Source organism: Phytohabitans aurantiacus, assembly GCF_027923225.1.
GTDB lineage: Bacteria > Actinomycetota > Actinomycetes > Mycobacteriales > Micromonosporaceae > Phytohabitans > Phytohabitans aurantiacus.
Genome location: NZ_BSDI01000021.1, coordinates 125,005 through 151,529, shown reverse-complemented (window position 1 = coordinate 151,529; position 26,525 = coordinate 125,005). Strand labels below are relative to the sequence as shown.

The 26,525-nt window shown below is 71.5% G+C and carries 27 protein-coding genes; 16 read left to right on the top strand and 11 right to left on the bottom strand.

Annotation, left to right across the window (positions count from 1 at the left end; genetic code table 11):
- The first annotated feature begins 186 nt into the window (after positions 1–186).
- Both QMG73_RS22655 and QMG73_RS22650 read left to right on the top strand, forming a co-directional pair.
- Positions 187–3,318, top strand: a complete 3,132-nt coding sequence (locus tag QMG73_RS22655; protein ID WP_281898762.1) for a BTAD domain-containing putative transcriptional regulator — start codon at positions 187–189, stop codon at positions 3,316–3,318.
- Positions 3,315–4,502: an aminotransferase-like domain-containing protein gene (locus QMG73_RS22650; RefSeq protein ID WP_281898760.1), complete on the top strand. Its 1,188-nt coding sequence runs from the start codon at positions 3,315–3,317 to the stop codon at positions 4,500–4,502. The genes QMG73_RS22655 and QMG73_RS22650 overlap by 4 nt, the downstream gene beginning before the upstream one ends.
- Here the strand turns inward: QMG73_RS22650 and QMG73_RS22645 are convergent.
- Genes QMG73_RS22645 through QMG73_RS22630 form a run of 4 tightly spaced genes read right to left on the bottom strand, consistent with a single transcriptional unit; the run spans position 4,464 to position 7,483 of the window.
- Positions 4,464–4,697, bottom strand: coding sequence for a 2TM domain-containing protein (locus tag QMG73_RS22645; protein ID WP_281898759.1), 234 nt, complete (start codon positions 4,695–4,697; stop codon positions 4,464–4,466). The genes QMG73_RS22650 and QMG73_RS22645 overlap by 39 nt on opposite strands.
- Positions 4,690–5,400 carry an alpha/beta fold hydrolase gene (locus QMG73_RS22640; RefSeq protein ID WP_281898758.1) on the bottom strand — a complete coding sequence of 237 codons (711 nt, stop codon included), beginning with the start codon at positions 5,398–5,400 and terminating at the stop codon, positions 4,690–4,692. The genes QMG73_RS22645 and QMG73_RS22640 overlap by 8 nt, the downstream gene beginning before the upstream one ends.
- A 6-nt stretch (positions 5,401–5,406) precedes the next feature.
- The gene (locus QMG73_RS22635; protein ID WP_281898755.1) at positions 5,407–6,678 is read right to left on the bottom strand and encodes an MFS transporter; all 1,272 of its coding nucleotides are present in this window, start codon (positions 6,676–6,678) and stop codon (positions 5,407–5,409) included.
- A 10-nt stretch (positions 6,679–6,688) separates the two neighbouring features.
- The gene (locus tag QMG73_RS22630; protein WP_281898754.1) at positions 6,689–7,483 is read right to left on the bottom strand and encodes an alpha/beta fold hydrolase; all 795 of its coding nucleotides are present in this window, start codon (positions 7,481–7,483) and stop codon (positions 6,689–6,691) included.
- Positions 7,484–7,718: 235 nt separating this feature from the next.
- Between QMG73_RS22630 and QMG73_RS22625 the strand changes: the two genes are divergently transcribed.
- The 4 genes from QMG73_RS22625 (at position 7,719) to QMG73_RS22610 (ending at position 11,256) form a co-directional block, all read left to right on the top strand.
- Complete coding sequence (locus tag QMG73_RS22625) at positions 7,719–8,450, top strand: monooxygenase family protein (protein WP_281898753.1); 732 nt, start codon at positions 7,719–7,721, stop codon at positions 8,448–8,450.
- Positions 8,451–9,109: 659 nt separating this feature from the next.
- Positions 9,110–10,456, top strand: a complete 1,347-nt coding sequence (locus QMG73_RS22620; protein WP_281898752.1) for an MFS transporter — start codon at positions 9,110–9,112, stop codon at positions 10,454–10,456.
- Positions 10,457–10,621: 165 nt separating this feature from the next.
- Positions 10,622–10,969, top strand: coding sequence for a DivIVA domain-containing protein (locus tag QMG73_RS22615; RefSeq protein WP_281898750.1), 348 nt, complete (start codon positions 10,622–10,624; stop codon positions 10,967–10,969).
- Positions 10,970–11,061: 92 nt separating this feature from the next.
- Positions 11,062–11,256, top strand: coding sequence for a hypothetical protein (locus tag QMG73_RS22610; RefSeq protein WP_281898749.1), 195 nt, complete (start codon positions 11,062–11,064; stop codon positions 11,254–11,256).
- A 12-nt stretch (positions 11,257–11,268) separates the two neighbouring features.
- Here QMG73_RS22610 and QMG73_RS22605 read toward each other — a convergent pair whose 3' ends face one another.
- The gene (locus QMG73_RS22605) at positions 11,269–11,844 is read right to left on the bottom strand and encodes an NADPH-dependent F420 reductase (RefSeq protein ID WP_281898748.1); all 576 of its coding nucleotides are present in this window, start codon (positions 11,842–11,844) and stop codon (positions 11,269–11,271) included.
- Between the two features lie 84 nt (positions 11,845–11,928).
- On the opposite strand from QMG73_RS22605, the gene QMG73_RS22600 reads away from it, so the two are divergent.
- Together QMG73_RS22600 and QMG73_RS22595 are read left to right on the top strand one after the other, a co-directional pair.
- Entirely contained in the window at positions 11,929–12,423 is a 495-nt protein-coding gene (locus QMG73_RS22600) for a MarR family winged helix-turn-helix transcriptional regulator (RefSeq protein ID WP_281898747.1), read from the top strand.
- Between the two features lie 71 nt (positions 12,424–12,494).
- Positions 12,495–13,421 carry a porin PorA family protein gene (locus QMG73_RS22595; protein WP_281898745.1) on the top strand — a complete coding sequence of 309 codons (927 nt, stop codon included), beginning with the start codon at positions 12,495–12,497 and terminating at the stop codon, positions 13,419–13,421.
- A gap of 60 nt (positions 13,422–13,481) precedes the next feature.
- Here the strand turns inward: QMG73_RS22595 and QMG73_RS22590 are convergent, their stop codons facing one another.
- Positions 13,482–14,009, bottom strand: coding sequence for a hypothetical protein (locus tag QMG73_RS22590; protein WP_281898744.1), 528 nt, complete (start codon positions 14,007–14,009; stop codon positions 13,482–13,484).
- A gap of 98 nt (positions 14,010–14,107) precedes the next feature.
- Positions 14,108–15,232 carry an LGFP repeat-containing protein gene (locus QMG73_RS22585; protein ID WP_281898743.1) on the bottom strand — a complete coding sequence of 375 codons (1,125 nt, stop codon included), beginning with the start codon at positions 15,230–15,232 and terminating at the stop codon, positions 14,108–14,110.
- 63 nt (positions 15,233–15,295) lie between these two features.
- Between QMG73_RS22585 and QMG73_RS22580 the strand changes: the two genes are divergently transcribed.
- From QMG73_RS22580 to QMG73_RS22555, 6 genes are all read left to right on the top strand, one after another.
- Positions 15,296–16,435: a sensor histidine kinase gene (locus QMG73_RS22580; protein ID WP_281898741.1), complete on the top strand. Its 1,140-nt coding sequence runs from the start codon at positions 15,296–15,298 to the stop codon at positions 16,433–16,435.
- A 5-nt stretch (positions 16,436–16,440) separates the two neighbouring features.
- Complete coding sequence (locus tag QMG73_RS22575; protein WP_281898739.1) at positions 16,441–17,046, top strand: response regulator transcription factor; 606 nt, start codon at positions 16,441–16,443, stop codon at positions 17,044–17,046.
- Between the two features lie 74 nt (positions 17,047–17,120).
- On the top strand, positions 17,121–17,873 hold the full coding sequence (locus QMG73_RS22570) for an NUDIX hydrolase (RefSeq protein ID WP_281898738.1): 753 nt from the start codon (positions 17,121–17,123) through the stop codon (positions 17,871–17,873).
- A gap of 14 nt (positions 17,874–17,887) precedes the next feature.
- Positions 17,888–18,784 carry a hypothetical protein gene (locus QMG73_RS22565; RefSeq protein ID WP_281898737.1) on the top strand — a complete coding sequence of 299 codons (897 nt, stop codon included), beginning with the start codon at positions 17,888–17,890 and terminating at the stop codon, positions 18,782–18,784.
- A 12-nt stretch (positions 18,785–18,796) separates the two neighbouring features.
- The gene (locus tag QMG73_RS22560) at positions 18,797–20,050 is read left to right on the top strand and encodes an adenylosuccinate synthetase (protein ID WP_281898736.1); all 1,254 of its coding nucleotides are present in this window, start codon (positions 18,797–18,799) and stop codon (positions 20,048–20,050) included.
- An 805-nt stretch (positions 20,051–20,855) separates the two neighbouring features.
- Complete coding sequence (locus QMG73_RS22555) at positions 20,856–22,277, top strand: glycoside hydrolase family 30 protein (RefSeq protein ID WP_281898735.1); 1,422 nt, start codon at positions 20,856–20,858, stop codon at positions 22,275–22,277.
- A gap of 187 nt (positions 22,278–22,464) precedes the next feature.
- Here QMG73_RS22555 and QMG73_RS22550 read toward each other — a convergent pair whose 3' ends face one another.
- On the bottom strand, positions 22,465–23,202 hold the full coding sequence (locus QMG73_RS22550; protein ID WP_281898734.1) for a PIG-L deacetylase family protein: 738 nt from the start codon (positions 23,200–23,202) through the stop codon (positions 22,465–22,467).
- Between the two features lie 77 nt (positions 23,203–23,279).
- Here QMG73_RS22550 and QMG73_RS22545 point away from each other — a divergent pair, with 77 nt between their 5' ends.
- Positions 23,280–23,918: a GTP cyclohydrolase II gene (locus QMG73_RS22545; protein WP_281898732.1), complete on the top strand. Its 639-nt coding sequence runs from the start codon at positions 23,280–23,282 to the stop codon at positions 23,916–23,918.
- A 6-nt stretch (positions 23,919–23,924) separates the two neighbouring features.
- Here QMG73_RS22545 and QMG73_RS22540 read toward each other — a convergent pair whose 3' ends face one another.
- The 3 genes from QMG73_RS22540 to QMG73_RS22530 all read right to left on the bottom strand — a co-directional run bounded on the left by QMG73_RS22540 (position 23,925) and on the right by QMG73_RS22530 (position 25,443).
- A complete protein-coding gene (locus QMG73_RS22540; protein ID WP_281898730.1) occupies positions 23,925–24,254 on the bottom strand; it encodes a hypothetical protein in 330 nt (109 codons plus the stop codon).
- Positions 24,251–24,568, bottom strand: coding sequence for a helix-turn-helix transcriptional regulator (locus QMG73_RS22535; protein WP_281898729.1), 318 nt, complete (start codon positions 24,566–24,568; stop codon positions 24,251–24,253). The genes QMG73_RS22540 and QMG73_RS22535 overlap by 4 nt, the downstream gene beginning before the upstream one ends.
- Before the next feature lie 122 nt (positions 24,569–24,690).
- Complete coding sequence (locus QMG73_RS22530) at positions 24,691–25,443, bottom strand: methyltransferase domain-containing protein (protein WP_281898728.1); 753 nt, start codon at positions 25,441–25,443, stop codon at positions 24,691–24,693.
- A gap of 50 nt (positions 25,444–25,493) precedes the next feature.
- Here QMG73_RS22530 and QMG73_RS22525 point away from each other — a divergent pair, with 50 nt between their 5' ends.
- The gene (locus QMG73_RS22525; protein ID WP_281898726.1) at positions 25,494–26,525 is read left to right on the top strand and encodes an alpha/beta hydrolase; all 1,032 of its coding nucleotides are present in this window, start codon (positions 25,494–25,496) and stop codon (positions 26,523–26,525) included.

Below are 26,525 nucleotides of genomic sequence, written 5' to 3'. Positions count from 1 at the left end.
TTCGCACGTTGCCGTACATGATCTCGGCGCATTGTTTCGCGCGCCATCTCGGTGTGGCGGCGCCGACCTACGGGCGGGGTAGGATCCAGCTCGTCCACATAGGTCACACGGGGTTCGAGAAGTTTGGCGGTACCTGTCCCTTCCGTCCGGCCCGGCGACGAGGATCCCTCCGCTGGCCGTTCTTCGGTGTTTCTGCAGGTGCTCGGGGCGTTGCGCCTGTGGCGCGACGGTGCCGAGCTGGACGCCGGCCCCCGGCAGCAGGCTTTCCTGTTGGCTCTGCTGCTGGCCCGGGTCGGCAGGCCGACCAGCACGAGCGAGCTGATCGACCTGATCTGGGGCGATGACGTCCCGGCCAGCGCCCTGAATGTCATCCAGAAGTACGTCGGGGCGTTGCGGCGGATCCTGGAGCCGCTGCTTCCCGCCCGTGGCACCGGGTTTTTCCTGCACCGTCGCGGCAACTCCTATCTGTTCACCGCCGGTCCGGGCACGCTGGATCTCGTCGCCTTCCGGGAACACGTCGAAGTGGCCAGGACGGCTCTGGCCCAGGGTCATCCGGAGGCGGCGCTCGATCACTATGTCGATGCGCTCCGGCTCTGGCACGGCCCGGCAGGCAACGGCATCGCCGACGGGACGGCGGCGGCCGCCGTCTTCGCCGCGCTCGATGACGAGTTCTACGACGCGTGCACGGAAGCGGCCGAGTTGGCCGTGTCGGCGGGCCGGCCGGAGCGGGTACTCCCGGCTCTGCAGTTGGCAGCGTCGATGGCGCCGTTCCACGAACCTGTGCAGGCCGGTCTCGTCGGCGTTCTCGGCGCCGCCGGACGCCAGGCGGAGGCGCTGGCGGTGTTCCGCGGGGTCCGCGACCGCCTCGCCGACGAGCTGGGCATCGACCCCGGTCCGGCTCTGGAGGCCGCACATCGGCGGGTGCTGGCGCTGCCGTCACCGTTTCCGGTTGGTGACGATGACCGGGTACGGGCCCCGGCGGCACCCTTCCTTGTCGGCCGGGTCGAGGAACTGGCTGTGTTGCGACGCGCTGTGGAGAGTGCGATCGCCGGCCGCACCGCGATCGGCATCGTCGAGGGAGAACCGGGCGTCGGCAAGACGCGCCTGCTGGAGGAGGCCGCCGCCGGGGCGGCCCGCGACAGTGCGCTCGTCGTCTGGGGTTGGTGCCTGGAGGGCGACGGCACACCGTCGATGTGGCCGTGGGAGCAGGCGCTGGGCACAATCGTCGGGAGCCTGCCCGCCCCGGCGCGGGAGAAGTGGCTGGCCAGCGAGCTCGGGATCCTCCTCGAGCCGGGAAACGACGCCACCCGGGCGGTTCCCGACGGCAACGCCCGCTTCCGGTTGTTCGAGCAGGTCGTCGCTCTTGTCGGTCAGGCATCGGCGCAGCGACCGACTCTGCTGATACTCGATGACCTCCAGTGGGCCGACATGGCTTCGCTGCAGTTGCTCGCCCATTTGGCGGTCCGGCTGCCGCACGGCACCGCGATCATCGGTGCGCTCCGTGACCGCGCACCCGTGCTGAGCCCGGAGCTCTCGCAGGTGCTGGCCGCGGCCAGCCGGCTGCCCGGCCATCGCCGGTTCCGGCTCGGCCCGCTCGGTCTGGGCGACGTGGCCGAACTGATCCGTCACGAGGCCGGCCTCGATCCCGGTGACGGTGTCGCCAGTGCTGTCCATGCCCGTACCGCCGGTAATCCGTTCTTCGTTCGGGAGCTGTCCCGGCTGCTCAGCGAGGCGGGCGCGCTTGGCGACGGGGGCCCGGACGCACCGGCGAGGGTTCCGTCCACTGTGCGCGATGTCGTCCGTGACCGGATGACCGGCCTCGACGACCGCGCCCGCGACCTGCTGCATGTCGCCGCGCTCATCGGCCGTGACATCGACCTGCGGCTGCTGTCTCGCGCCGCCGGTGTGCAGATCGCGGACTGCCTGGATCGTCTGGAGCCGCTGCAGGCTCTCGGGCTGCTCGAACCCGGGCCGGAGGATCCGTCGTCGCTGCGTTTCGCCCACGACCTGGTTCGCGAGTCGGTCTCCGAGACGACGACCAAGCAGCGGGCCACCCGGCTGCATCTGAGTGTCGCGGATGCGCTCGAGCAGATCCACGCCGACGACGAGGCCGCCGCGGAACGCCTGGCCTACCACCTGTGGGCAGCCGGTCCGCTCGCCGATCCCGGCCGCACCGCGCAGGCGCTGATCCGGGCCGGGCGCTGCGCGGCGAACAAGCTCGCGTTCGAGGCCGCTGATCGGCAGCTACGTTCGGCCGTGCGGGTCGCCCGGACCTCGGGTCTGCCGCAGCTGGAGCTGGCCGCCCTCACGCTGCTCGCGATCGTGGTGCGGAGGCATTCGGGCTACGACGCCTCGACATTCGACCTGCTGGAGCGGGCCGAATACCTGGCACACACCCTGGGCCGGGAGGCGGAGGCCGCCGACTTCCTCTTCATCCGGCTGATGGGCGCCTTCACGTCGATGGAGAAGGAACGCGGGCGGCTGGCCCGCCGGATGCGCGAGCAGGGGCAGGGGTCCTCCGATCCGGCCATCCGGCGTTACGGCCGGCAGGCGTGGGGCCTGCATCAGTGGGACATCGGCAATATCGGTGAGGCGTACCGGTCGTTCACCGAGCAGGACGGCGCCGCTGTCGCACCGGACGAGGAAACACCGCTGCGGCGCGACGGCAGCATTCCCGGGGAAGGGCCCGGATGGCGGGCCGTGACGACGGCGTTGCACGGTGATGTCGAGACGGCGCTGGCGTTCGTCGATACCTGGGACAGCCCGGGTGATCCGTACGCGGCCTCGGTCTGGGTCTACTACACGACGATGATCGCCTCGATGGCCGGTGACGCCGCCGTGGCACGACGTGCCGGCGAACGGTGGGTCTCCGCCGGCCTGGCCCGCCTGCGTTCCCAGATCGACCACTACGTCCGGCAGAACTGGTGCTGGGCCCGGGCCCTCACCGGCGACGATCCGGCCGGTGCCGCGGCCGAGGCCGAGGAGCTCCTGGTCGCCAGCCTGCTCGATCCGCCGCAGTGGGGTATCGCCTACCAGTACGGGCTGATCGCGGAGATGTGGCTGGCCGCCGGGCTGCCGGAGCGGGCGGCAGCCGCCCTCGACCGCGCGGACCGGGCGCTCTGGGATTACGGCCAGCGTTACGCCGAAGGACTGCTTCTGCTGCTCAGGGCGCGCCTGTCGCAGGCTCGTGGTGAACCCGTCACCGCGGTTCGGGCCGCCGCCGAGCAGGCGTACACCCAATCCACCGCGTGTGGCGCCCACCTGTTCGCGCGACGTGCCGGACGATTGCTCGCCGAACTCGATGAGGAGGGCCGTTGACGGCCACCGGGGATCGACTGTCCACTCTGGCCCGCGGGCTGTCGGCGCCGAAGGGTTTCGTCGACGCCAGCCTGACCGCACCCGCCGTCAAGGCGATCCGTCTGCTCGGCGGCATCCCCGCACCCGAGGCGCTGCCGGTGGAGGCGATCGCCCGGGCGTCGGCGCAGCTGTGGCAGGACCCCGACGCCGCGATCGCGAGCCTGCAGTACTCGCCGGCGCACGGGTTCGCCGCGTTGCGGGACTGGATCGCGAACCGCGAAGGTGTCGACCCGGGCCGGATCGTGGTGACCAATGGTGGCATGCACGGCCTCAGCCTGTCGGTGCTGACCGTCGTCGAACGCGGCGCCACGGTCGCCGTCGATGACCCGGTATTCCCGGGCTTTCTGTGGGCCCTGGAGGTCTCGACGACGGGGATCCTGCCGGTACCGGTCGAGGCCGACGGCTTCGACGTCGAACATCTCGCCCGAAGGCTGGCCGCGGGTGAGCGGATCGCCGCGGCCTACACCGTGCCTGACTTCCACAATCCGGCCCAGGTCAGCCTGTCAGCCGCCAAGCGGCAGGCACTCATCGAGCTCGCCGAGCGGCACGGGTTCTACGTGATCGTGGACAACCCGTACCGTGAGCTGCGGTTCGCCGGCCGGGACCAGGGGGTGGCGGTCTTCAACGACTCGGATCGGGCGATCCACGTCAACACCTTCACCAAAACCCTCGGCCCCGGCTGGCGCGTGGGCTGGCTGGTACTGCCCGCGCACCTGGTGGACCCGGTGATCCGGCTGCGCAACCGCCTCGACGTGCATACGTCCTCGGTGACCCAGGGAATCGTCGAACGGCTGGTCACCGGCGATAACCAGTGGTTCGACCGGATGGTGGGTGACGCCACCGCCCTGTACCGGGAACGCGCGGGTGTACTGGTCGACGCCCTGCACGAACACCTCCCGGGCGCCTTCGAGATCCAGGCCCCCGAGGGCGGCCTGTTCCTGTGGCCGCGGCTCACCGACGACGGCCTCGACCCGGCGGCCCTGTTTCGGCGGGCGGCCGCCAACGGTGTCGTCTACCAGCAGGGAGAGTTCTTCGCCGCGGACCCGCGGCAGCGGTCCTCGGCCCGGCATCTGCGGTTCGCCTACAGCGACCGCACCCCGCAGGAGCTACGGGAGGCGGTCCGCCGGCTCGCCCAGGCGTTCTGACCGGCGGGACGTCGCACGGACCGCCCAGATGTGGGCCACCAGCCCGGCACCCCAGCCCAGGATCGACCAGATGGGCCAGAAGTGTTGTTCCGGAGTGAACAGCCACCACACGAGGACCTGGATCAGGTTGCCGGCGAGGTAGCAGAGGACGTGGATGCGTAGGCCCCAGCTCATCGCGTTGTCGTTCTTACGCATATTCGGTCGCCGCCTTGTCGATGAGGGCCACCGTGATGGCCGGGTGTGAGACGAACACCAGGTGCGAGGCGCCTTCGACCACCTCGACGGTGGCGCCTGAGCGCTGGGCCATGAAGTGCTGCGCCGCTGGTGGGATGATCCGGTCCGCGCCGCTGATCAGGTGGTAGGTCGGGATCGTGTGCCATGCCTGCGGGCCTGAGGCCGGCTCGCCGAGGGCGGCACCGGTGGCCGGGCGCTGCGTGATCGCCAGGATCGCGGCTTCCCCGGCCGGCAGGTCGGCCGCGAAGTGCGCGTGGAACACCCTCGGGTCGATGTAGAGGTCGACCTGGCCGCCGGGCAGCGGCACCGGTTTCAGGGACTCTCCCACGGTGCTGCCCGGGAACTTCTCGACCAGCGCCTGTACGCTCTCGCCCGCCTCGGGCACGAACGCCGCCAGGTAGACCAGTACCTTCACGTTCGTGTTTCCGGCGGCGGCCGCGGAGATGACCGCACCGCCGTACGAGTGCCCGACCAGCACGATCGGCCCGTCGATGCTGTCCAGCAGCGCCCGCACCTGCGCCGCGTCGAAGGCGAGCCCTCGCAGCGGATTCGGTGCGACGGCTACCGGATAGCCGGCGGCGACCAGCCGCTCAGCGACCGTGCGGAACCCGCTGCCGTCAGCGAAGGCCCCGTGCACCAGCACGATAGTCGGTTTCCTGCTCACGATTCATCAACCTCTCGTTTGGACGACATGAGAAACGGGCCTCGCACCGGCACGAGTTTGTGCGGGCGCCGGCTTCAGCCGCGCCACGATGCCGATGTAGAGCAGCAGGCCGGCGGTGGTGAGGATGACACCGGCCCAGACGGTGGACAGGGTGCCCCAGCCGGCGTCGAGGGTGATCGCGCCGCCGATCGCGCCGAGCGAGTTGGCCAGGTTGAGTGCGGCGAGGTTGAGCGCGCCCATCAGGGTCGGGGCGTCCGGGGCGAAGGCGGTCAGCCGGACCTGGATGGTGGGGATCGCGAACATCATGGTCGCGCCGACGCCGAACAGGCACGGCAGCAGGATGACCAGATCGCCGCCGGCCACGCCGATCAGTGCCAGCACCGCGAGGACCCCGCCGTAACCCCAGATCAGACCGCGGTGTTCGTACCGGTCGGCGGCGCGTCCGCCGAGGTGGTTGCCGACCGCCATGCCGATGCCGAAGACGGCGAGCGCGATCGGGATGAGCGAGGCGTCGCGTCTCGCGGCGTCGGTGATGAACGGGCCGATGAAGGTGTAGACCGCGAAAATGCTGGAGATGCCGAGCGCCGCGACGGTGACCGTCAGCCACACGTTGACTCGGCACAGCGCGCCCAGCTCGTTGGTGATGGAGCCGCCGCGCAGGTCGTCGGTGCGTGGCAGCCAGGCCACCAGTGCGGCGCCGGCGAGCAGGCCGACGGCGACCACGGTCCAGTACATGACCCGCCAGCCGGCGTGCTGGCCGATGAAGGTGCCCAGCGGCGACCCGAAGACGGTGGCGACGGTGAGCCCGCCCATCACGGTGGCGAACGCCTTGCCGCCCTTGCCCGGCCCGTACACGTACGCCGCGACGACAGCGCCGGCGCCGAAGAACGCGCCCTGCACGCTGCCCGCGACGAACCGGAAGACGACCAGCAGTGCGATGTTCGGCGCCAGCGCGGAGAGCCCGTTGCCCACCAGAAACAGCACGATCAGGCCGAGGAGCAAGGTGCGCCGGTTGACCCGGGCGGCGAGCAGGGTGATGGCCGGAGAGCCGACCATCACCCCGACGGCGTACGCGGTGATCGCGTACGTCGCGACCGGGATCGACACGGCCAGATCCGATGCGAACAGCTGGATGATGCCGTTGCTGCCGAACTCGCCCGTGCCGATCGCGAAGGTGCCCAACGCCAGCGCCAACAACGCCAGCTTCGGGTTACGGATCAGCGGGGTGTGCCGCACCTCCTCGGCGCTGCACTGGCCTGCGTACGCGCGCTGATGCATTGTCTCGTCCTCAGCAGGCGGTGCGCATGATGAGCTCGGCCGTCGCGGCGGGCTGGGAAATCATCGCGACGTGCGAGGCGCCCACCTCGACGGTGCGAGCACCGGCCCGCCGTGCCATGAACCACTGCGCCGCGGCCGGCAGCACGTTGTCGTCGCGCGCCACGAGGTACCAGGAAGGAGTCGCCTTCCAGGCCGGGACGCCGGACGGCTCCTGCAACGTGCGCAGGTCAGCGGGGCGCTGACCGGCCCACATCAGCTCGGTGGTCGCCCTGGGGACGTCGCCGGCGAACACATCGCGGAAGACCGCCTTCTTGATATACCCATCGACGCCCGCACCGTGCGGACGGAAGTCCAGCGCCGTCTCGCTGAGCCTGCTTCCCGGGTACCTGGTCTGCAGGCCCAGTAGCGTCTCACCCTGCTCCGGCGCGAACGCGGCCACGTAGACAAGCGCCTTGACGTTGGTGTTGCCGGTCACGGCGTTCGTGACGACGATGCCACCGTAGGAGTGCGCGGCGAGCACCAGCGGGCCGCCGATGGTGGCCAGGACGCTGGCCAGATAGGCGGAATCGGCGGCCACACCACGCAGCGGGTTCGCCGGGGCGATGACCGGGTAACCGGCGCGGATGAGCCGCCCGGCGACGGCGTTCCAGCCCGAGGCGTCCGCGAACGCGCCGTGTACCAGCACCACGGTGGGCTTTCGCGTGCCGTCGCGCCCTGAGTATGCCTGCGCGGCGGGCGCTCCGAGCGCGGCGCCGGCTGCGGCCACGGCCGATCCGGCCAGCAGTGTACGGCGGGTGGTCGTCATCAGTGTGGATCCCTTCAGTCTCAGTTCGTTGACCAGCCGGCTCACCGTACGAACGCCTACTTGATGGGCACTGAACGAAGCCGGACCGGCGGATCCAGGACCAATTCCGTTCTCGTCAAGTAGGTCGACCTACGGTGCGGGAATGAGGTCAGAGAAAAGCCCGCGGGTCCACGTTCTGTGCTGGCCGTCCACAGTGAACGCCGGGCACTGAGCCGTGTCGATCATCCTCAAGTTCGTGCGCGATCCGTTGACGATCGGCGCGCTCGCGCCGAGCGGCCCGGCGTTGGCCAGAGTGGCGACCGCGGCGGTGGCGCAGCGGGGGCTCAGCCAGGCCGACATCGTCGTCAGCGGCCTTCCCTGGGCCGCCTTCTCCGAGCACCATCAACTCGACCTACTGTCCACTGTGGTCGCCGTCCTGCCAACGGACGGCGTGTTCACCACCTTCGCCGAGGAGCTCGCGATGCCAACCAGCGTGAACCGGCAAACCGTCGATCTGTCCGCCTACCCTGACCTCCTGGTCCTGTACCTCGGCATGCGGGTGAACCACCTTTACGGGATCCGGACGTTCTTCAGCTTCGGCCGGAAGATCAGCCAGTCGGTGGCAGACAAACCCGACGGACTACTGCTGCACGAGCCCGTGTACTACTCGTTCTTCCCGATGAACATGGGCATGCGCCAGTACTGGCGCGACCTGCCCTCACTACTCGCCTTCGCCCGCTCCGAGCCACACCGGCAGTGGTGGCTGACCTTCCTTCAGGACTCCGGCGGCACCGGCTTCTGGCACGAGACCTACTCGGTGAGGGGCGGCATCGAGGCCGTCTACGACGATGTGCCAAAGCCGCTCGGCTTGGGGCGGTTCGCCGGGCTCCGGCGCGCCCGTGGACCCATGTTCGGCTCCGCGGCCCGCCTCGGACGCTCCGACAGCGGTAACCCGGCCATCTCCGAGACCGAACTCTATGGATCTTAATCGGTATTCATCGACGTCCGTCAGCTTTGGTGCTTAGGGTGCCAGCCGCCGAAGGCCGATGATTGTGACGATCCCTGGCAAGCCACCAGAGCGACGGTCGAGCGCCAAGATTGGGCACTGGGCGGATCGGCGGAAAGCCGCAGCCGGCCCGCTGCCCGGCCGGATTGTCCGGGTCCGCGTAGCGGATCCCTCGCGCTGTGAACGTTTGTTGTAGCTCCAGCAGCAACAAGTGTTCACAGCGCCTGCTGCTCCAGTCGCAACGCCTCTCTGCGCGGGACCGGCCGGGCCGTGGCCTCGACGGACGCCGCGACTCCCGCAACGCCGCCTCGGCCGGCGCTGAGGGCGGCGGCGCGCCGATCAAGGGAATTCGCATCGATCAAGGGCGAATACGCGCGAAAGGAGATCGAACCACGTGCATTCGCCCTTGATCGGCGGCAGAGGGCGGCCGGACGCCGCGCCGCCGCGCCGCCGCGGCGGCGACGCTGGCGGGGCGAGAGTGCGGTGTGATGTGGGACGCGGGCGGGTCCGCTTCGTCGGGAGTAATCTTGGGACGGCGAAGATCAAGAAGTCGCGGATCTCGTTGCGGGCTCCGTGGCTGGGGGCGCCACGTGCGCGAATACCGCGATGGGGGGTCCTGCCAGCACCTGGCAGGCGACCGTATGACTACCACGACTGCCCAGAAATCCGCTCTCCTCGCCGGCCTGCTCGGCTTCTTCGTCGTCACGCTCGACGCGCTCGTCGTCAATGTCGCGTTACCCGCGATGGGGCGCGACCTCGGCGGCGGGATGACCGGCCTGCAGTGGGTCGTCGACGGGTACACGCTGATGTTCGCCGCGCTCCTGCTCTCGGCTGGCGTGTACTCGGATCGCGTCGGCGCCCGTCGGGCGTACGCGATCGGGCTGGCGGTGTTCGTGACCGCCTCTGTGGCCTGCGGGCTGGCGCCCGGCCTGGGTGTGCTCGTGGTGGCCCGCCTGGTGCAGGGTGCGGGCGCCGCGGTGGTGATGCCAGCATCGCTGGCGCTGATCCGCGAGGCGTACCCGGACCAGGCGCGCCGCGGCCGGGCGATCGCGATCTGGGCGGTCGGGGGCGCGGTGGGCTCGGCGGCCGGACCGGTACTGGGTGGCCTGCTGAGCCTGGCCAGCTGGCGGATGATCTTCTTTGTCAACGTACCGGTGTGTGCCGCGGCGTTGTTGCTGCTCACGCGGCTGGCGCGGTCGCCGCGGCGAGCGGTGCCGTTCGACTGGACCGGTCAGGTGGCCGCCGTACTGGCGATGGGTGCGCTCACGTTCGGCCTGATCGAGGGCGGTGCGGAGGGTTTCGGTGCCGGCCCGGTGCTGGGCGCGCTGGCCGTGGCGGTGCTGGCGATGGGCGTGTTCGTGGCGGCTCAGGCTCTTGGCGCTCACCCGATGGTGCCGCTGGGCCTGCTCCGGTTCCGCACGGTGCCGGTGACGCTCGCGGTGGGCTTCGCCCTGAACGTCGGCTTCTACGGATCAGTCTTCCTGCTCAGCCTGTACCTGCAGCAGGAGCGCGGCTGGTCGGCCCTCGAAACGGGCCTCGCGTTCCTGCCGATGACCGCGCTGGTCGCCGCCTGCAACCTGGCCGCCGCTCGGCTCGCCGAGCGCTACGGTCCGCGCCTGCCGATCATCGTCGGCCAGTCGCTCATGGCGGCCGGTTTGCTGATCCTGTACGCGGGCGCGGCCCAGGCGCCGACCGTATGGCTCGCCGTGTTGATGATCCCCGTCGGTGTGGGCGGCGGCATCGCCGTACCCGCGCTCACCGCCCTGCTGCTCGACAGCCTGCCGGCCGAGCGTGCCGGCATGGCCTCGGGTGTGCTCAACACCTGCCGCCAGGTCGGCGGCGCCCTCGCCGTGGCGGTCTTCGGCGCGCTCGTCGCGCGCCGGACCGGCTTCGCGCACGGCCTGCGCGTCAGCGTGCTGGCCGCCGCCGTGCTGGTACTCGCCACCGCGACCGCCAGTGTGCTCCTGCGGACGCCGGAGCAGGCTTGACGATCTTGAGCGGATCGCACTGAAGGTCCTAATTGCAGTGTTATTCCGGGCCGGGATACCGCAGGTCAGGCTTGTTGCGTTGCAGCGCCAACCCGCTGCGGTCGACTACAGTGGACCTGCCGGTGGTCACCCCCGCCCCGGCTGTTCGGTGGTGAGGTGAGCTGCGTGTCCACTGGCCCGGGCGGACCAGCCGGTCGGCTGCGCCCGCAGGACGTGCGTGACGCGACTTTCGCGGCGGCTTCGCGCCGCCGTGGCGGCCTGGATCCGGAGCAGGTCTACGCCTTCCTGCGCCACGTGGCCGACGAGATGAGCCGCCTGCACCAGGAGCGAGACGCGGCCATGACCGACGCGGTGCGGGTCAAGAACGCCCTGCACCAGTGGCAGGTGCAGCACGCGGCGACGTGCGCGCAAACGCCCTCGGCACAGCCGGCGCACCCGCAGCAGATGCCGCCCCAGATCCCGGTGCAGGGCCGCGGCGGCTACGGCAACGGGCATGTGCCGCAGGGCTGGTGAGTTCGCTCACCAGCCGCCGGCGGGGTGGCGCGCACGGGGCGCGGAGGGGATCGTGGAGGCTTACGACTCCGATCCCCCAAAAGGAGATCCGAATGACGGCAAGCCGCCTCGGCGCGGGCACCGGTGTCCGACAGTGTGATCAATGTGGACGGCCGCTGCCCGCTCTGGACAAGAACGAATACACGCCGATGCGGGCCAGGCTGGTCGCTGAGCAGGGCGTCTGCATGTGCCCGCACGGCGAGACCGACGATATCGAGGTGCCGGAGCGCGGTCCGTCCCTGCTGTGACCGCGCCGGCGGTCAGCGCGCGACCGCGAACCCGCCGGTCCAGGAGACCTTCTCGGCCGCGGCCAGCGTGATCTGCAGGAAGCCGATCGCCTCCAGCTCGCGGGCGCGCGTGAGGCCGCCGGCGTCGACGGCGCGCAGGCCGGCCGCGCTGACCAGCCCGGTCACCAGCGCCTTCGCGTCGGTGTCGTCACCGGCCACGAGTACGGTGGTCGGCTGCCCGTCGACGGTGCCGGCGACAAGGGTGCCGGCGAAGTTGGTGTTGAACGCCTTGAGCACCCGTGACGAGGGCAGCGCGGCGGCGATCCCGGCCGTGGCGGAGCTGTCGGCGGGCACGACCAGCGCGTCGAACGTCTCGAAGTTCAGCGGGTTGGTGATGTCGATGACGATCTTGCCGGCGAGCTGCTCGGCGCGCTGGGCCAGTACCTGGGAGACGGCCGGGTAGGGCACGGCCAGTACCACGATGTCGCCGGTGACGTGCTTGTCGGCGTCGGAGCTGCCGAACACCTCGACGGTGTTGCCGCCCTTGGTCGCCAGGCCGGCGATGGCCTGCCCCATGTTGCCGGTGCCGATGACACTCACGTGAGCCATGATGTCCTCCTCGTTGGTTGTACCTACAACTAGTTTTACAGGGCGGCTAGTTGTAACTACAACCTTTTGCGGTATGATGTGAGCATGGACACGCGGTGGCTCGACCGGGAGCAACTCGGGGCCTGGGTGCGGCTCGTGACGGTGATGGAGCTGCTGCCCGGCGTCCTCGACAGCCAGTTGCGGCGCGACGCGCAGCTGACCCACTTCGACTACTACGTGCTCGCGATGCTGTCGGAGTCTCCCGAGCACACGCTGCGGATGACGGCCGTGGCGCAGCGCACCGGGGCGACGCTCGCCCGCCTGTCGCACGTCGTGCAGCGGCTGGAAGCGCGCGGGCTGCTGGAGCGGTTCCCGTGCGCCGACGACCGGCGGGCCACCAACGCCCGGCTCACCGAGGCCGGCTGGCAGAAGGTGCGCGACAGTGCGCCCGGTCACGTGGAGACGGTGCGGCAGAACGTCATCGACGCCCTCGCCCCGGAGCAGGTCACCCAGCTCAGGGAGATCACCGACGCCATCCTGAGCCGGCTCGACCCCGACGGTGCGCGGGCGGCGCTGTATACGCGGTACGACGCGGAGTGACAACAACCAGGGTTCGGGGTGTCAATCCGGCGTAGTTACCCCGTGCCGCACCCGGTGTTAAGCAGACCAGCATGGGTAAGGCACGTGCGTTCGCCGCCGCCGGAGCGGTACTGCTGATCGCCGCGAGCGCGTCGGTGCGGCCACTGGCCGTTCCCGCGCTGCTCAAGCTGCCGGCCAACCTGGACAGCTCGGTGCGCCTCACCGGCACCGCCACGCTGGTCGACATGACCGCGATCCAGGCTGGCGACCTGGGCAACGCGATTCGCGCCAACATCCCGGTCGCCATCACCAACCGGGTCTACGTCGCCTCCGCCACGAGCGACGCCGCCGTCGTGGTGAACGAGTCCACCGTGGAGGGACCGGGCAACGCGCTGCTGCAGACCACGACGCACTCCTGGGCAGTCGACCGCCGCACGTTCCTGCCCGCGACCGCGCCCGCCGGCAGCCAGGTGGAGCCGCACCAGGGCCTGGTGCTCGGATTTCCGCTGCCACCGCGGGCCCGCGACTACGAGCGGTGGGACTTCCTGACCCAGACGCTGGTGACGGCACGGTACCGCGGCACCGAGGAGTTCGCCGGCCGCCAGGCGCACGTCTACACGTCGCACTCATCCGGGCAGGTGCGCGATCCGGCGACCGTGCGGGCGATACCGCAGGGCCTGCCGGTGACGCTGACCTCCACAAGCGACACGACGTACTGGGTGGACAGCGAGACATCCGTCGTGCTCGACGTACGGCAGAAGCAGGTCACCCAGGCGGTCATCAAGATCGGCGACTTCGCGCTGCCGCCCGTCACGGTATTCGACCTGGACGCCAGCTACTCGGCCGAGTCGGCGGCCACCCTGCGCGAAACGGCCGGTACCGCCGGGCACGGCCTTTTCATCCTGCGTACCGTCGTGCCGCTGACCCTGTTCGGCGCCGGACTGGCGCTGGCGACCCTGGTACTGCGCGCGTCGCTCCGCGCCCGGCGCGCCGCCCGGGAGCCTGTGCCGCTGGGCTGACCGCCGGCGGCGGGGTCCAGGATGGACAACTCCTGGGCCCCGCCGCTGACACCGGACGCGCTACCCGGACTGACCGCCGCACCGGTAGACCTCGTCGAACGGGCCCATCCCCGAGCCGGCCCGTTCGATCCGCCAGTACCGGTACCGGTCAGCGCCGCCGTCGCGGCCCGGCCCCTCACCGACGTACCGGTACACGTCGCGGGTACCCGGCCGCTGGAAGCTGCCCGACCGCGTGCACACCGGGTCGTCCGTGCCGGCCGTGCGCAGTTCGATGTCCTGCACACTCCAGTACTCGGCGCCGTTGGTGCACTTGGCGAGCCGGCTGCCGGCGTACTGATGCGGCGCGGCCGGCAACCTGCCGTGCCAGAAGATCAGGCGCGTGGTGGCCACGGACTCGACGCCCACCACCGTCCATCTGATTCCGCCGGTGGTGTGGTCGAGCATCGCGCACCACGACGGGTACGACGGCGGCGGGGTCACCGCGGCGGCGGGCGCGGCACCGGGACGTCCCGGTGCGACGGAGACCGCGAGCGTGGACAGCAGGCCGAGCGCGAGCGCGGCGGCGAGCAGTGGTAGGCGGCGTGACATTGGCGATTCCCCTTCCGGACCGGACTCCTCTACAGGGAATTGTCGGAACCGGCGGCCCGGCCCGACACGTCCAATCCGACCCACGACCCTGGGTAGGGTTACCCATCGACGATGACGTTGTCGCTGTACTCGGTGCATGTGGACGGTCGTAGGAAGTGCTTGTCACAGGCCTGCACGGCGAAGCCGAACCGGCCACCCGGCACGGGCACCGGCAGGCTGAACGCGAGCCCGGCGACCTCGCGGCGGTGCGTGTGCGGGTCGCCGACGCGCCACCACGAGACGTTGAAGGCGTCCGCCGGCCCGGCCGTCCACGCCAGTCGGATCACGCCACCGGCGCGTTCGGCCACCGTGACGCACGGCCGTGCGTGGCGTACGCACGGCCCGCCCGCGGCGTGCGAGGGCGTGTACGGGGAGCCGAGCACCACGCGCGCCGGCCCGTCCGCCCGCCCGGCGATGTGACCGCCTTCGAAGTCCACATAGGTGACCGGGCCGTCGCCGCGCATCACGTCGACCGGGTACCCCAGCGGCCCGTACCGGCCACCCGCGCCGAGCCACGCGGCCGCCACTGCCGGGCCCAGCCGGGCAACACCGGTCGCCGGCACCTCGAAGAGCACGTCGCCGTCGCCGAACACCGTGTACCGCTGGCCATTGGCGGCCACGCGCGTGTCGCCGACCGGGCACCCGACCGCGACACGGCCGCCGACACCGACCCACCACCGGTGGACCGCAGGGTCCACTGTGGAGGCCGGGCAGTCATACCGGGCGGCACGGTCCCGCGCGACCGCGTGGGCGAGAGCCGTCGCGGCCAGAGCCGTACCCAGCAGGGCTACGGCCAGCCGCCAGCCGGCCCTTCTCCGCGGCAGGTCGCGCGCATGGCCGGCGATGATCCGGGCCCGTCGGGTGTTGTGCCAGACCCAGCCGGCCACCAGCGGCGGCACGGCCACCGTCGCCGCGCCGGCCGACACCCAGTCCGGCTGCCCGAGAGTGCCCTGGAAGAGCAGGGCGAGCGCGGGAAGCGCCAGCGCGCTACCGGCGGCTGCCTTCGCCGACCGCCACCACCAGGGCGCGGCGAGCACCTGCCAGGCCCACCCGCGGGCGGCGTCCCACACCCATGGCGGCACGGGTGCGCCTTCCCGCCGGGCCGCGCGCAGCACCGCCCGGCGTGCCCGGAACCCCAACTGCCACCAAGCGAGCTGAGCGCCCGCGATCTCGGCGATTCCCACCGGAGAACCCTGCGGTTGACCGCCCACCGGACAATGATATTCACGAAGTCCCATCCGGCGCCGATGCTGCTGGTGCTGGCCTTCCGCTGGCTGACGGTCGCCTGGATGGCCGCGTTGGCCGTCGTCAGCGGTCAGGTCCAGCGCCCGCTGCTGGCTGCCGTCGCAGTCGCCGGGACGCTCGCGTGGACCGCCTGGCTGACCATGTCGATGCCCCGCCGCACCACGGCGGTACTCGCCGCCGACCTCGCTGTGGCCGCGGGACTGCTGATCGTCTCCGGCCACCTGCACCCGGCGCAGCAGGTGCTCACCAACCACTCCTGGTTCGCCGGCGCGTACCCGATGGCGGCCGTCGCGGCCTGGGGCGTCGTCCACGGCGTCCGGGGCGGCCTGGGCGCGGGGTGCCTGCTGGGGCTCGCGCTGCCCGTGGCGTACACGGTCAACGGTGCCCCGCCGGCGGACCTGTCGTACCTGCAGGCCCTGCACCTGGTCGCCGCCGCGCTGGCGTACCCATTGCTCGGCCTCGCGGTCGGCACCGCGACCCTCCAGTTCGGACGTCTCTCTCGGCACCTCGCCGAGCACCGCGGGCGCGCGGCGGAGCGCGAACGCCTCGTCGCGCGGATCCACGACGACGTCCTGCAACATCTCGCACAGATCCGCCGGCGCGGCACCGACCTGGTCGAGCGGCCGTCGGTGGCGGCCCGAGACGTGCGCGCGCTGATGGCCGACCTGGAACGCCAGGAGACCGCGCTGCGTACGCTGGCCCGTCCCGAGCCGGTCCTGCCCACCGGCACCCGCCTGCTCGACGACGCCTTGGAGGAGGTGCTGGCCGGGGTGGCGCTGCCCACGAGCCTCGTGTCGAGCGGTGCGGTGACGCTGCCCGTGGGCACCGCCACCGAGGTGCTGGCGGCGGTGCGGGAAGCGGTCGACAATGTCGTCAAGCACGCCGGCGCCACGCGGTTGTGGGTCGTGGTGCTGCGCGACGCCGACGGTGTCACGGTCAGCGTGCACGACGATGGCACCGGGTTCGTGTTCGACGAGGCCGCCTTCGCCGCCGCCGGCCGGCTCGGCCTGCGGGTCAGCGTGCGGGCGCGGGTCGAACGGCTGGGGGGACGGGTGGAGCTCCGGAGCCGGCTCGGCAAGGGCACCGAGGTCGAGCTGTGGCTGCCGGCGGGCCTGCTCGACGCGCCGCCGGGCCCGCGATGACCGCCGTGACACGCGTCCTGGTGGTCGACGACCACCCGGTGACCCGCGACGGGGTACGCGCCAGCCTGGAACGCGCCGGCTCGGCGGTGGTCGTCGCCGAGGCGGCGGACGGCGCGGCCGCCCGCGCGCTGGTGGAGTCGCACCGGCCCGAGGTGGTCCTGGTCGACCTGCGGCTGGCGGGGGAGAGCGGCCTCGATCTGGTCCAGTACCTGGCCGGCCACCCGTCCGCCGTCCGGATCCTGGTGCTGTCGCAGGCGAGCCCCGACGAGGTGCTCGCCGCGATCCGGGCCGGCGCACACGGGTACGTCAGCAAGAGCGCGGCCACCGCGGAGCTGGCCGAGGCGATCCGCGCCGTCCGCGACGGCCCGGTCCTGCCGCCGGAGCTGGCGGCGCGCCTCGTCGGTGAGTTCCAGCGCCCCGGGCGGCTCACCGCCCGCGAGCGTGAGGTTCTGCGGTACGTCGCCAAGGGCCACGACAACCTGGAGATCGCCGGGGAGCTGGGCATCTCCGTGCGTACCGTCAACCGCCACCTGGAGAGCATCCGGCTCAAGGTCGGCCGGCGCCGCCGCTCGGAGCTGATCCGCTTCGCCCGCGCCGAGCGTTACGACTGAACCGTCCTTGTGGCGATGGAGTCCTGGGGTTATTCTCAGAGTGAGTTGTTCTCAACCTGAGAGGGATTACGGTAGTGTCGGAGGAGCAGTACCTGGCGGCGTACGACCCGCGGGCCTACCCGGCGGTGGCGGTCACCGTCGACGTGGTCACCCTCACCATCCGCGAGGGCGCCCTGCACCTGCTGCTCGTCCGGCGCGCTGAGCAGCCGTACGCGGACTTCTGGGCGCTGCCCGGCGGCTTCGTGCGCCCGGCCGAGGACCTCGACGCCGCCGCCGGACGCGAGCTCGCCGAGGAGACCGGCCTGGGCGGCGAGGACCTGCACCGCGTACACCTCGAACAGCTCGCCAGCTACGGCACCCCCGGCCGCGACCCGCGGATGCGGGTGGTCTCGATCGCCTACCTGGCCTTCGCGCCCGACCTGCCCGAGCCGTCCGCCGGCACCGACGCGGGTGAGGCCGAGTGGCTGCCGCTCGCGGCGCTGCCCAGCCGCCGGCTCGCGTTCGACCACGAGCGGATCGTGGCCGACGGGCTGGAGCGCGCGCGGGCGAAGCTGGAGTACACCCCGCTCGCCACCCGGTTCCTGGGTGAGGAGTTCACCATCGCCGACCTGCGCGCGGTCTACGAGACCGTCTGGGGCCACCCCCTGCACGCCGGCAACTTCCATCGCAAGGTGCTCTCCGTGCCGGGCCTGGTCGAGAGCACCGGCGCCACCACCGAGCACGGCGGCCCGCGCGGCGGTCCCCGGGCCCGGCTGTACCGCGCCGGCGACGCCCGCCTGCTGCACCCGGCGCTGCTGCGTCCAGCCACCGAAGAAACCGCACGATAACAGGGAGGTCCACAATGGGCAGTGGAATCTGGTCCACCGACGTCTACGAGGCAGCCGACCGGTACCGGCGGGCAACGGGCCGCAGCGCGTTCGCGTACAGCGACGGCGGGGCCCGCACGGTGCACCCCAGGCTCGACCCGCGCGACGCGTTCCGGGAGAGCCGCGACTCGGACGAGCACCCCGACTCGCTGGCGATCTCGGTGCTGTTCGACGTCACCGGTTCGATGCGGCGGGTGCCGCGCGTCCTGCAGAGCCGCCTGCCGAACCTGCTCGGGCTGTTGCAGCGCAAGCGATACGCCCGCGACCCGCAGATCATGTTCGGTGCGATCGGTGACGCCACATGCGATCGCGTTCCGCTCCAGATCGGACAGTTCGAATCGGACAACCGGATGGACGACGACCTCGGCCGCATCGTGCTCGAAGGCGGAGGCGGCGGCCAGCAGACCGAGTCGTACGAGCTGGCGCTCTACTTCATGGCCCGGCATACGTCGATCGACTGCTTCGAACGGCGCGGCCGCCGCGGATACCTGTTCATCATCGGTGACGAAATGGCGTACGACCGGGTCAAGGCCCGCGAGGTGCGCCGGGTCATCGGCGGCAACCCCGGTGAAGACGTGGCGCTGGAGCGGATCGTCGCCGAGGTACGGGAGAAGTACGACACGTACTACCTGCTGCCGGCCGGGTCCAGCTACGCCGGCAGCCGGACGATACTCGACTTCTGGCGCGACCTGCTCGGCCAGAACGCCGTCGAGCTCGACGACCTCGACGCGGTCTGCGAGACGATCGCGCTCACTGTCGGGCTGGGGGAGGGCACCGTCGACCTCGACGGCGGCCTTGACGACCTGGCCGACCTGGGTACCGGCGCCAGCCCCGCCGTCTCCCGAGCGCTGTCCGGGATGCGCTGGGTCTGAGGTGCGATCGGTATGAGACACGTGATGGTGGCCGACCTCGGGTACGGCGACGCGGGCAAGGGAACGGTCGTCGACTGGCTGTGCGCCCAGGGCATCGACGGGCGGCCGGTCACGGCGGTGGTGCGCTACAACGGGGGCGGCCAGGCGGCGCACACCGTCGTCCTGCCCGACGGGCGCCACCACACCTTCGCCCAGTTCGGCGCCGGGTCGTTCCGGCCCGGCGTGCGCACCCACCTGTCGCGGTACATGGTCGTCGACCCGCTCGCCCTGGCGGCGGAAGCCGACCACCTCGCGGCGGTGGGCGTCGCCGACCCGTTCGACCGGCTGACCATCGACGGCGCGGCACTGCTGGCCACGCCGTACCACCGGGCCGCGGGCCGGGCCCGGGAGATCGCCCGCGGGGCCGACCGGCACGGCTCCTGCGGCAAGGGGGTGGGTGAGGCGATGGCCTATCACCTCGCCCACCCCGCCGACGCCCCACGGGTCGCCGACTGCCGCGACCCGGCGGTGCTCGGCGACAAGCTGGCCCTGCTCCGCGACCGCCTCACCGCCGACGTCGGCCCGCTCGACGCCCCACCCGTCGACGCCGCGCTCGACGCCTACCGGGCCTTCGCGACCGTGGTGTCCATCGTGGACGGTTCCCATCTGCAGGCGCTGCTCGCCGCCGGCCCGGTGGTGTTCGAGGGCGCCCAGGGCGTACTGCTGGACGAGTGGCACGGCTTCCACCCGTACACGACATGGAGCACCACGACGTTCGCCAACGCCGACACGCTGCTCTCCGAGGCGGGCCTGGCCGGAAGCGCCACCCGGCTCGGCGTGCTGCGCGTGGTGACCACCCGGCACGGCCCGGGGCCGCTGGTCACCGAAGACCCCACACTGCCGCTCACCGACCCGCACAACCCGACGAACCCGTGGCAGGGGCGGTTCCGGTTCGGGCACTTCGACGCGGTCGCCCACCGGTACGCTCTCGAGGTCGCGGGAGGTGTCGACGGGATCGCGCTGACACACTTGGACGCGGTGAGCCCGGCGCTGCGGATGTGCGCCGCCTACGACTGGACCGAGCGCCTCCAACCCGGCCCGCCCGGCGACCTCGACCGCCAAGAGGCCCTCACCCGCCGCCTGACCACAACCATTCCCGTGTACACCGATCCACCGACCGACTGGCCGGCGGCGGTCGCGGAAGCATTGCGAACCCCGGTCGTCCTGACCTCCCACGGCCCGACAGCCGCCGACAAACGCCCCACCCCCACCCTCATCCCCGCGTAACCGCCCCCACACGCCCGCCGCGGGCCTCGCGCCGTTTCGCTCCGAACGGCCCGTCCGGCCTCGCTCCGCGCAAACCCGCCGCGGCTCGCGCGGGCTCGCTCCGCGCAAACCCGCCGCGGCTCGCGCGGGCTCGCTCCGCGCCGCTTTCCCGCCGATCAAGGGCGAACGCACGTGCTTTGATCTCCGATCGGCGCGCGGGCGCCGTCCGGCGGGCGCGGTACGGCGTGTCGCCGCGCCGGTTGCGTCGATCAAGGGCGTATGCACGTGGTTGGATCAGTTTTCCGCGTGCGTTTGCCCTTGATCGACCCGGATGTCCTTGATCGCGGCCGTCTGGCCGCCAGCCCGGCCCGCCGGCCCGCTTGGCCGCCGCCGGCCGCCCGCCTGCCCGGCCCGATCGCCGTTGAGGCTCGGGTCGTGGCTAGACCCTTCGCGCCCGTCCACACCGTGGTGCTCCTGGGGACGGACCCCTCGGCGCCGCGCGGCACGCCCAGACCCGTCCGCTGACGCTGATACAGCAAGTTCCGGGTTTTCGTGCGGTCCGAGTCGGTTGGAAGCAACATCTTCCCCGATATCGCGGCATCCCGTGGTCTTGCGGCCCGCGTCGTGCGCGGGCCGGCCAACGCGCGACGCGGGCCTCGTGGGTGGCCGCCGCCCGGCGGCGCCGCGCTGGTGTGGGCAGCTGGGCACATCGGCGGCGCCGTGGCCGAGAGCGGTACCGGTCGGAGCCAGCCCGCCCCGTTGACGAGCCTGTCGGATCGACAATACGTTATCTCCGGAACATTCTCGGAAACTCGCGAGGAGCCTCATGAAGCTCAAGAAGGCGGTCGCCTGTGCGGCCGTCACGTGCGCCGTACTGTCCGTCGCCGCGACACCCGCCAGCGCCGCCGAACCGGGCGGCACCATCAGCTTCCGGCAGCGCCTGCAGCCGATCGACGGCCTCGGCCTCGCTGCGGCGTTCCAGCGCGCGACCATCCTGCGCGGCGACCGGGGACTCTCGCCGGAGAGCACGCAGGCCGTCCTCGACCTACTGTTCGACCGCGAGAAGGGTGCCGGCGCCTCGATCGTGCGCACCGGCATCGGATCGTCGACCGACGAGATATACGACCACATGAAGACCATCGCGCCGGCCGACCCGGGCGGCCCGGACGCGACGCCGACCTACGAGTGGGACGGTGATGACGGCGCTCAGGTGTGGTTCATCAAGGAGGCGCAGAAGTACGGGGTGAAGCGGGTCTTCGCCGACGCGTGGAGCGCGCCCGGGTACATGAAGACCAACGGGGTCGACATCCAGGGCGGCGAGCTGTGCGGGGTGCCGGGTACCGCGTGCGCCAGCGGTGACTGGCGGCAGGCGTACGCCGATTATCTCGTGCAGTACCTGCGCTTCTACCGGCAGGAAGGCATCAAGATCACGGACATCGGCTTTACCAACGAGCCGGACTGGACCGCGTCGTACGCCTCCATGCGCTTCACGCCGGAGCAGGCCACCGACTTCGTCAAGGTACTCGGGCCGACGCTGCGCCGCAGTGGGCTGGGCACGGAGCTGGTGTGCTGCGACTCGTTCGGCTGGCACCACCAGGCGCCGTACACCGCGTCGATCGAGGCCGACCCGGTCGCGCGGCGGTACGTGTCCACGCACACCGGGCACATGTACGCCAGCCGGCCCGACACCCCGCTGCCCACCGACAAGCCGACCTGGATGACCGAGTGGAACCCCACCGGCAATACCTGGAACGAGGCGTGGGACGACGGCAGCGGCTGGGCCGGCATCACCATCGCCGAGAGCATCCACCAGTCGTTCGCCGAGGCGCAGGCGTCCGCGTACGTGTACTGGGTCGGGATGTCGCTGGGTGCCACTCGGGCGTTCATCCAGCTGCCAAACTCGGGCGACGGGTACCGGGTGTCGAAGCGGCTGTGGGCGTTCGCGGCGTACTCGCGTTTCATCCGGCCAGGCGCGGTGCGCACCGAGGCGCAGGCGGTGGACCCGAGCGTGAAGGTGACCGCTTTCCGCAACCGCGACGGGTCGATGGTGGTCGAGCTGCTCAACACCGGGGCGGCGAGCGTCGCCACGGCGTTCCGTACGGACACGAAGGTCCAGCGCGCGAAGACGTACCTGACCGACGAGGCACACTCGCTGGAGCAGACGTCGAACGTCTACACCCGCGGCGGCACCCGCACCCTCCCCGTCGACCTCCCGCCACGCTCCCTGACCACCCTCGTCCTCCGCTAACGACACCCGCCCCCGGCCGCGCCGGGCGGTGCGAGTGTGTCGCCGCGCCCTGCGCGGTGCGCGCCGATCAAGGGCAATCGTATGGATCAAGGGCAAATGCACGCGGAAAAGAGATCCAAGCACGTGCATTTGCCCTTGATCGACGTGTCGGGGGTGGCGACGCGTCGCGTGGCGGCGTGGCGGGCGGTCAGAAGAGGGTCAGGGGGAAGACCTCGAACTGGGCGGCGTGGCGGGTGCCCAGGCGGGTGCCGGTCGCGCGGCCCATGCCGTCGAGGAACTCCTCCGGGTCGAAGGCGCCGTCGCCGAGGCCGCGGATGTACGCGTCGTGGGCGCGCAACGACTCCACCCCGCGGGCGAAGGTGTCGGTCACGTCGACGGCGTGCTTGGCGTCGGGTGAGCCGGAGCACCAGACCTGCTGGACGCCGCCCCACGGCTCCAGGCCGTCGCTGAGCTGGTCGGTGAAGACCCAGCGGTTGCCGGCGTCGCGGACCGCGTCCAGGGTCGCGCGGCCGGTCGCGATGTGGTCGGACTGGTTCAGCATCACGGCGCCGTCCCATGTGTCGCGGAAGTTGTTCGTGATCACGATCTCGGGACGGTGCTGGCGGATCACCATTGTCAGGGCGCGGCGCAGTGGCACACCGTACTCGATGATGCCGTCGGGGAAGCCGAGGAACTCGACGTCGTGGACGCCCACGACGGCGGCCGAGGCTCGTTGCTCCTCCTCGCGGACGCCGCGCGTCTGCTCGGGCGGCATGCTGTCGATGCCGGCCTCGCCGCTGGTGACCAGGCAGTACGTGATGCGCTTGCCCTGGTCGGTCCAGCGCGCGATGGCTGCGGCGGCGCCGAACTCGAGGTCGTCGGGGTGGGCCACGATGGCCAGCGCGCGCTCCCAGCCTTCGGTGAGCGGTTCCAGCGGGTTCGTCATGAACCCGAACTTACCGAGTGACCGAGGCCACCGTAGATTAGGTTGAAGCTACAACTTTTGCTGGCTACGTTTCGGGTATGGCAGACACGATGTTGGGCGTGCGCCCCGCCGGAGTGCGTACCCGGGTGACGGTGCCGCTGGCCTTCCCGGACGGGTACCGCACCAGCGCCGAGGTGTTCACCTTCACCGGACTCGTGGACGGCAAGGAGCACCTCGCGCTGGGCCTCGGCGACTGGCGCTCGGCGGCCACCCCGCTGGTACGCCCGCACAGCGAGTGCTTGACCGGAGACGTGTTCGGCAGCCAGCGGTGCGACTGCGGGCCGCAGCTGCGCGAGGCGGTCGAGCGGATCACCGACGCGGGCGGGTTCCTGCTGTACCTGCGGCAGGAGGGCCGGGGGATCGGCCTGTACGCCAAGCTCGACGCGTACGCGCTGCAGGACGCCGGCATGGACACGTACGAGGCGAACCTGGCTCTCGGCCACGGCGAGGACGAGCGCGACTACGCCGCCGCGGCGCAGATGCTGCGGGCGCTCGGCGCCGACCGGATACGGCTGCTGAGCAACAACCCCGACAAGGCGCTGCAGCTCGACGCCCTCGGCGTACAGGTGGAGGAGCGGGTGCCGACCGGCGTGCACCTGTCGGCGGCCAACGCCCGCTACCTGTCCACCAAGGTCAGCCACACCCGCCACACCATCGAGCTGCCCATCGCCAGCTGAAGGGCGTCAGCCGGTAATCAGCATCGTGACGCCGCCGAGCAGGACGAGGGCGGACAGCACCGCGAGGGCGGCGGCCCGCTGGCGGGCACGGGAGCCGCCGACGGCGCGGATCGCGAGGGCGAGGGGACCGATGGGAAGCATGACGTTGGTTCCTTTCCGGGATATCCGCGCGGCGGCGATCGCCGCGCCGAGTGCGAGGTGGAGCGGGGACAGGTCGAGGTCGGCCGCGGCGAGCACGTCCGCTTGCCACTGCTCGCGGTAGCGGGCACGCCGGTCGGGTTCGGGAAGCAGCGCCGCCGCGCAGCGCACCAGGGCGAGCGCGGCCCACATCTTCACTGTGCGGCCCGGGGCGACGACGGGCGCCAGGCCGCGGACTTCGCGGCGGATCTCGCGATGACGCGGCGGGCCTCCGCCGCCCCGTCGGCCGTCAGCCGGTACATCCGGCGGCGCGGCCCGCGACGGTCGCTGTCGTCGTCCCAGGTGGACGTTACCCAACCGGCGTGTTCGAGCCGGTCCAGCAACGGGTAGACGCTGCCCGACGGCCGCCCGGTCAGCTTGATGATCTCCAGCCCCCAGCGCGGCTGGTCGCTGTCGATCAGCACGGCCAGCACGTCGACGGTGGCCTTGCCGATGCGTCCGAGCGGTTCCATGCGCCTTAGCCTACCTATGTAGTTTAAGCGCGTCCAGAGGGCTTTCCAGATCAAACTTTGAGCTACCGCGATGCCCGCCGTGCGCATCGGCCTTTACCGCGACGGGCGTCGCGGTAGCCCATCTACTTGTCGGCGGTGACCAGGTAGAACGTGAAGCCGGCCACGACCGGGCCGTCGGCGAGGCGCCGGAGCCAGGCCTCGGCCCGCTCCCGCGCCAGCTTGCCGGCCTGGACGGCGCGGGCGCAGTTGCGGCGCAGGCCGAGGATCTGCTCGGCGTCGGCGAAGTCGCGGAACAGCACCGCGATCGGCTCGACCGAGCGCACCCGCAGTCCACTGTCGACACACAGGCGCGCCAGGTGCCGGCCGACCGTGGCGTTGCGGACCCCGCTCGCCACGAAGTCGGCGAAGCCGGTGCTGGTCTCCTCGTCCTCATCGGCGACGGCGAGGGTGTGCCAGTCCGGCTCGGCCATGCCGCACCGCCCGCCCGGGCGCAGCACCCGGTGCAGTTCGCTGATCGCGGCCGCCGGGTCGGGCACGTGCTGGAGGACGCGGTCCACCCTGGCGCGGTCGGCGCTGGCGGCGGCGAACGGCAGGCGTTCGATGTCGCCGGGGCGCAGGTCGACGGTGGGTCGGCTGGCGAGCCGGCGGCGCGCCTCGTCGAGCATCCGGGGATCGCGGTCGACGCCGATGACCGAGCCGCCGGTGCCGGCCGCGTCGGCGAGCGCGGCCAGGTCGGTGCCGGGCCCGCAGCCGACGTCGACCACGGTGTGGCCGGGCCGCACGTCGAGGGCGTCGACGAAGCGCCGCTTGTAGGCCAGGCCCACGGGTGTGGCGGCGGCGGCATCCATGTAGGCGATCGGATCAGGGGTCGTCATGCGTCCACTTCAGCACGCGGATGAGGAGGAACGGTGATTGACTTGTGTGCATGCTGCCTTGGGACGCCGAGCTCGCCGGCCGCCTCGACCGCGTCGCCATCGACTCCAAGCTGTTGCGCGACAACCCGCTCGGCGACCCGCATCGGCGGCCCATCTGGGTGTACCTGCCACCCGGCTACGACGAGAGCGCCGTGCGGTACCCGGCGGTGTACGTGATCCAGGGGTACACCGGGCACGTCGGCATGTGGGCGAACAGGATGCCGTACCGGCAGCCGTTCATCGAGACCGCCGACGCCGTCTTCGCCTCCGGTGAGGCGCCGCCGTGCGTGGTGGTGTTCGTCGACGCGTGGACCGCGTACGGCGGCTCGCAGTTCGTCGACTCGCCCGGCACCGGGGCGTACCACTCGTACCTGTGTGACGAGGTGGTGCCGTGGGTCGACGCGCGGTACCGCACCCTGGCCAACCGGGAGGCGCGGGCGATCACCGGCAAGTCGTCGGGCGGGTTCGGGGCGATGATCACGCCGATGCTGCGGCCGGACCTGTTCGGGGCGTTCGCCACGCACGCGGGCGACAGCCTGTACGAGCTGAGCTACGTCCCGACGTTCGGCAAGGCGGCGCGGCTGCTGCGCGAGTACGACCACGACATCCAGCGGTGGTGGGCCGACTTCCGGTCGCGGACCTCGTTCACGAAGGAGGCCGACAGCCACCTGCTGATCCTGCTCGGCTGCGCGGCCTGCTTCTCGGCGCGCCCCGACGGTACGCCGGAGCTGCCGTTCGACCAGAAGACCGGCGCGCTGCTGCCGGAGGTGTGGCAGCGGTGGCTCGACTGGGACCCGGTGCGGATGGTCGACCGGTACGCGGAGGCGCTGCGGTCGGTGCGCTCGATCTGGATCGACGCGGGCACCCGCGACGAGTGGTTCCTCGATCTGGGCGCGGCGGAATTCCGGGCGGGACTTGCCCGGATCGGCGTGCCCGACGACCGGATCCACTTCGAACTGTTCGACGCCACCCACGCCGGCATCGACTACCGGTACCCGATGTCGCTGGCCTGGCTCGCGAAGCGACTGGCCCACGAAGGCTGA

Bases quoted from the DNA above. Each gene is read 5' to 3' on its own strand.
- QMG73_RS22530 (WP_281898728.1), bottom strand. From the start codon at position 25,443: ATGACGACCCCTGATCCGATCGCCTACATGGATGCCGCCGCCGCCACA.
- QMG73_RS22535 (WP_281898729.1), bottom strand. From the start codon at position 24,568: ATGGAACCGCTCGGACGCATCGGCAAGGCCACCGTCGACGTGCTGGCC.
- QMG73_RS22635 (WP_281898755.1), bottom strand. From the start codon at position 6,678: ATGCATCAGCGCGCGTACGCAGGCCAGTGCAGCGCCGAGGAGGTGCGG.
- QMG73_RS22630 (WP_281898754.1), bottom strand. From the start codon at position 7,483: ATGACGACCACCCGCCGTACACTGCTGGCCGGATCGGCCGTGGCCGCA.
- QMG73_RS22565 (WP_281898737.1), top strand. From the start codon at position 17,888: ATGGGCAGTGGAATCTGGTCCACCGACGTCTACGAGGCAGCCGACCGG.
- QMG73_RS22610 (WP_281898749.1), top strand. From the start codon at position 11,062: ATGACGGCAAGCCGCCTCGGCGCGGGCACCGGTGTCCGACAGTGTGAT.
- QMG73_RS22595 (WP_281898745.1), top strand. From the start codon at position 12,495: ATGGGTAAGGCACGTGCGTTCGCCGCCGCCGGAGCGGTACTGCTGATC.
- QMG73_RS22550 (WP_281898734.1), bottom strand. From the start codon at position 23,202: ATGACGAACCCGCTGGAACCGCTCACCGAAGGCTGGGAGCGCGCGCTG.
- QMG73_RS22580 (WP_281898741.1), top strand. From the start codon at position 15,296: ATGCTGCTGGTGCTGGCCTTCCGCTGGCTGACGGTCGCCTGGATGGCC.
- QMG73_RS22545 (WP_281898732.1), top strand. From the start codon at position 23,280: ATGGCAGACACGATGTTGGGCGTGCGCCCCGCCGGAGTGCGTACCCGG.
- QMG73_RS22525 (WP_281898726.1), top strand. From the start codon at position 25,494: ATGCTGCCTTGGGACGCCGAGCTCGCCGGCCGCCTCGACCGCGTCGCC.
- QMG73_RS22560 (WP_281898736.1), top strand. From the start codon at position 18,797: ATGAGACACGTGATGGTGGCCGACCTCGGGTACGGCGACGCGGGCAAG.
- QMG73_RS22620 (WP_281898752.1), top strand. From the start codon at position 9,110: ATGACTACCACGACTGCCCAGAAATCCGCTCTCCTCGCCGGCCTGCTC.
- QMG73_RS22645 (WP_281898759.1), bottom strand. From the start codon at position 4,697: ATGCGTAAGAACGACAACGCGATGAGCTGGGGCCTACGCATCCACGTC.
- QMG73_RS22555 (WP_281898735.1), top strand. From the start codon at position 20,856: ATGAAGCTCAAGAAGGCGGTCGCCTGTGCGGCCGTCACGTGCGCCGTA.
- QMG73_RS22605 (WP_281898748.1), bottom strand. From the start codon at position 11,844: ATGGCTCACGTGAGTGTCATCGGCACCGGCAACATGGGGCAGGCCATC.
- QMG73_RS22600 (WP_281898747.1), top strand. From the start codon at position 11,929: ATGGACACGCGGTGGCTCGACCGGGAGCAACTCGGGGCCTGGGTGCGG.
- QMG73_RS22590 (WP_281898744.1), bottom strand. From the start codon at position 14,009: ATGTCACGCCGCCTACCACTGCTCGCCGCCGCGCTCGCGCTCGGCCTG.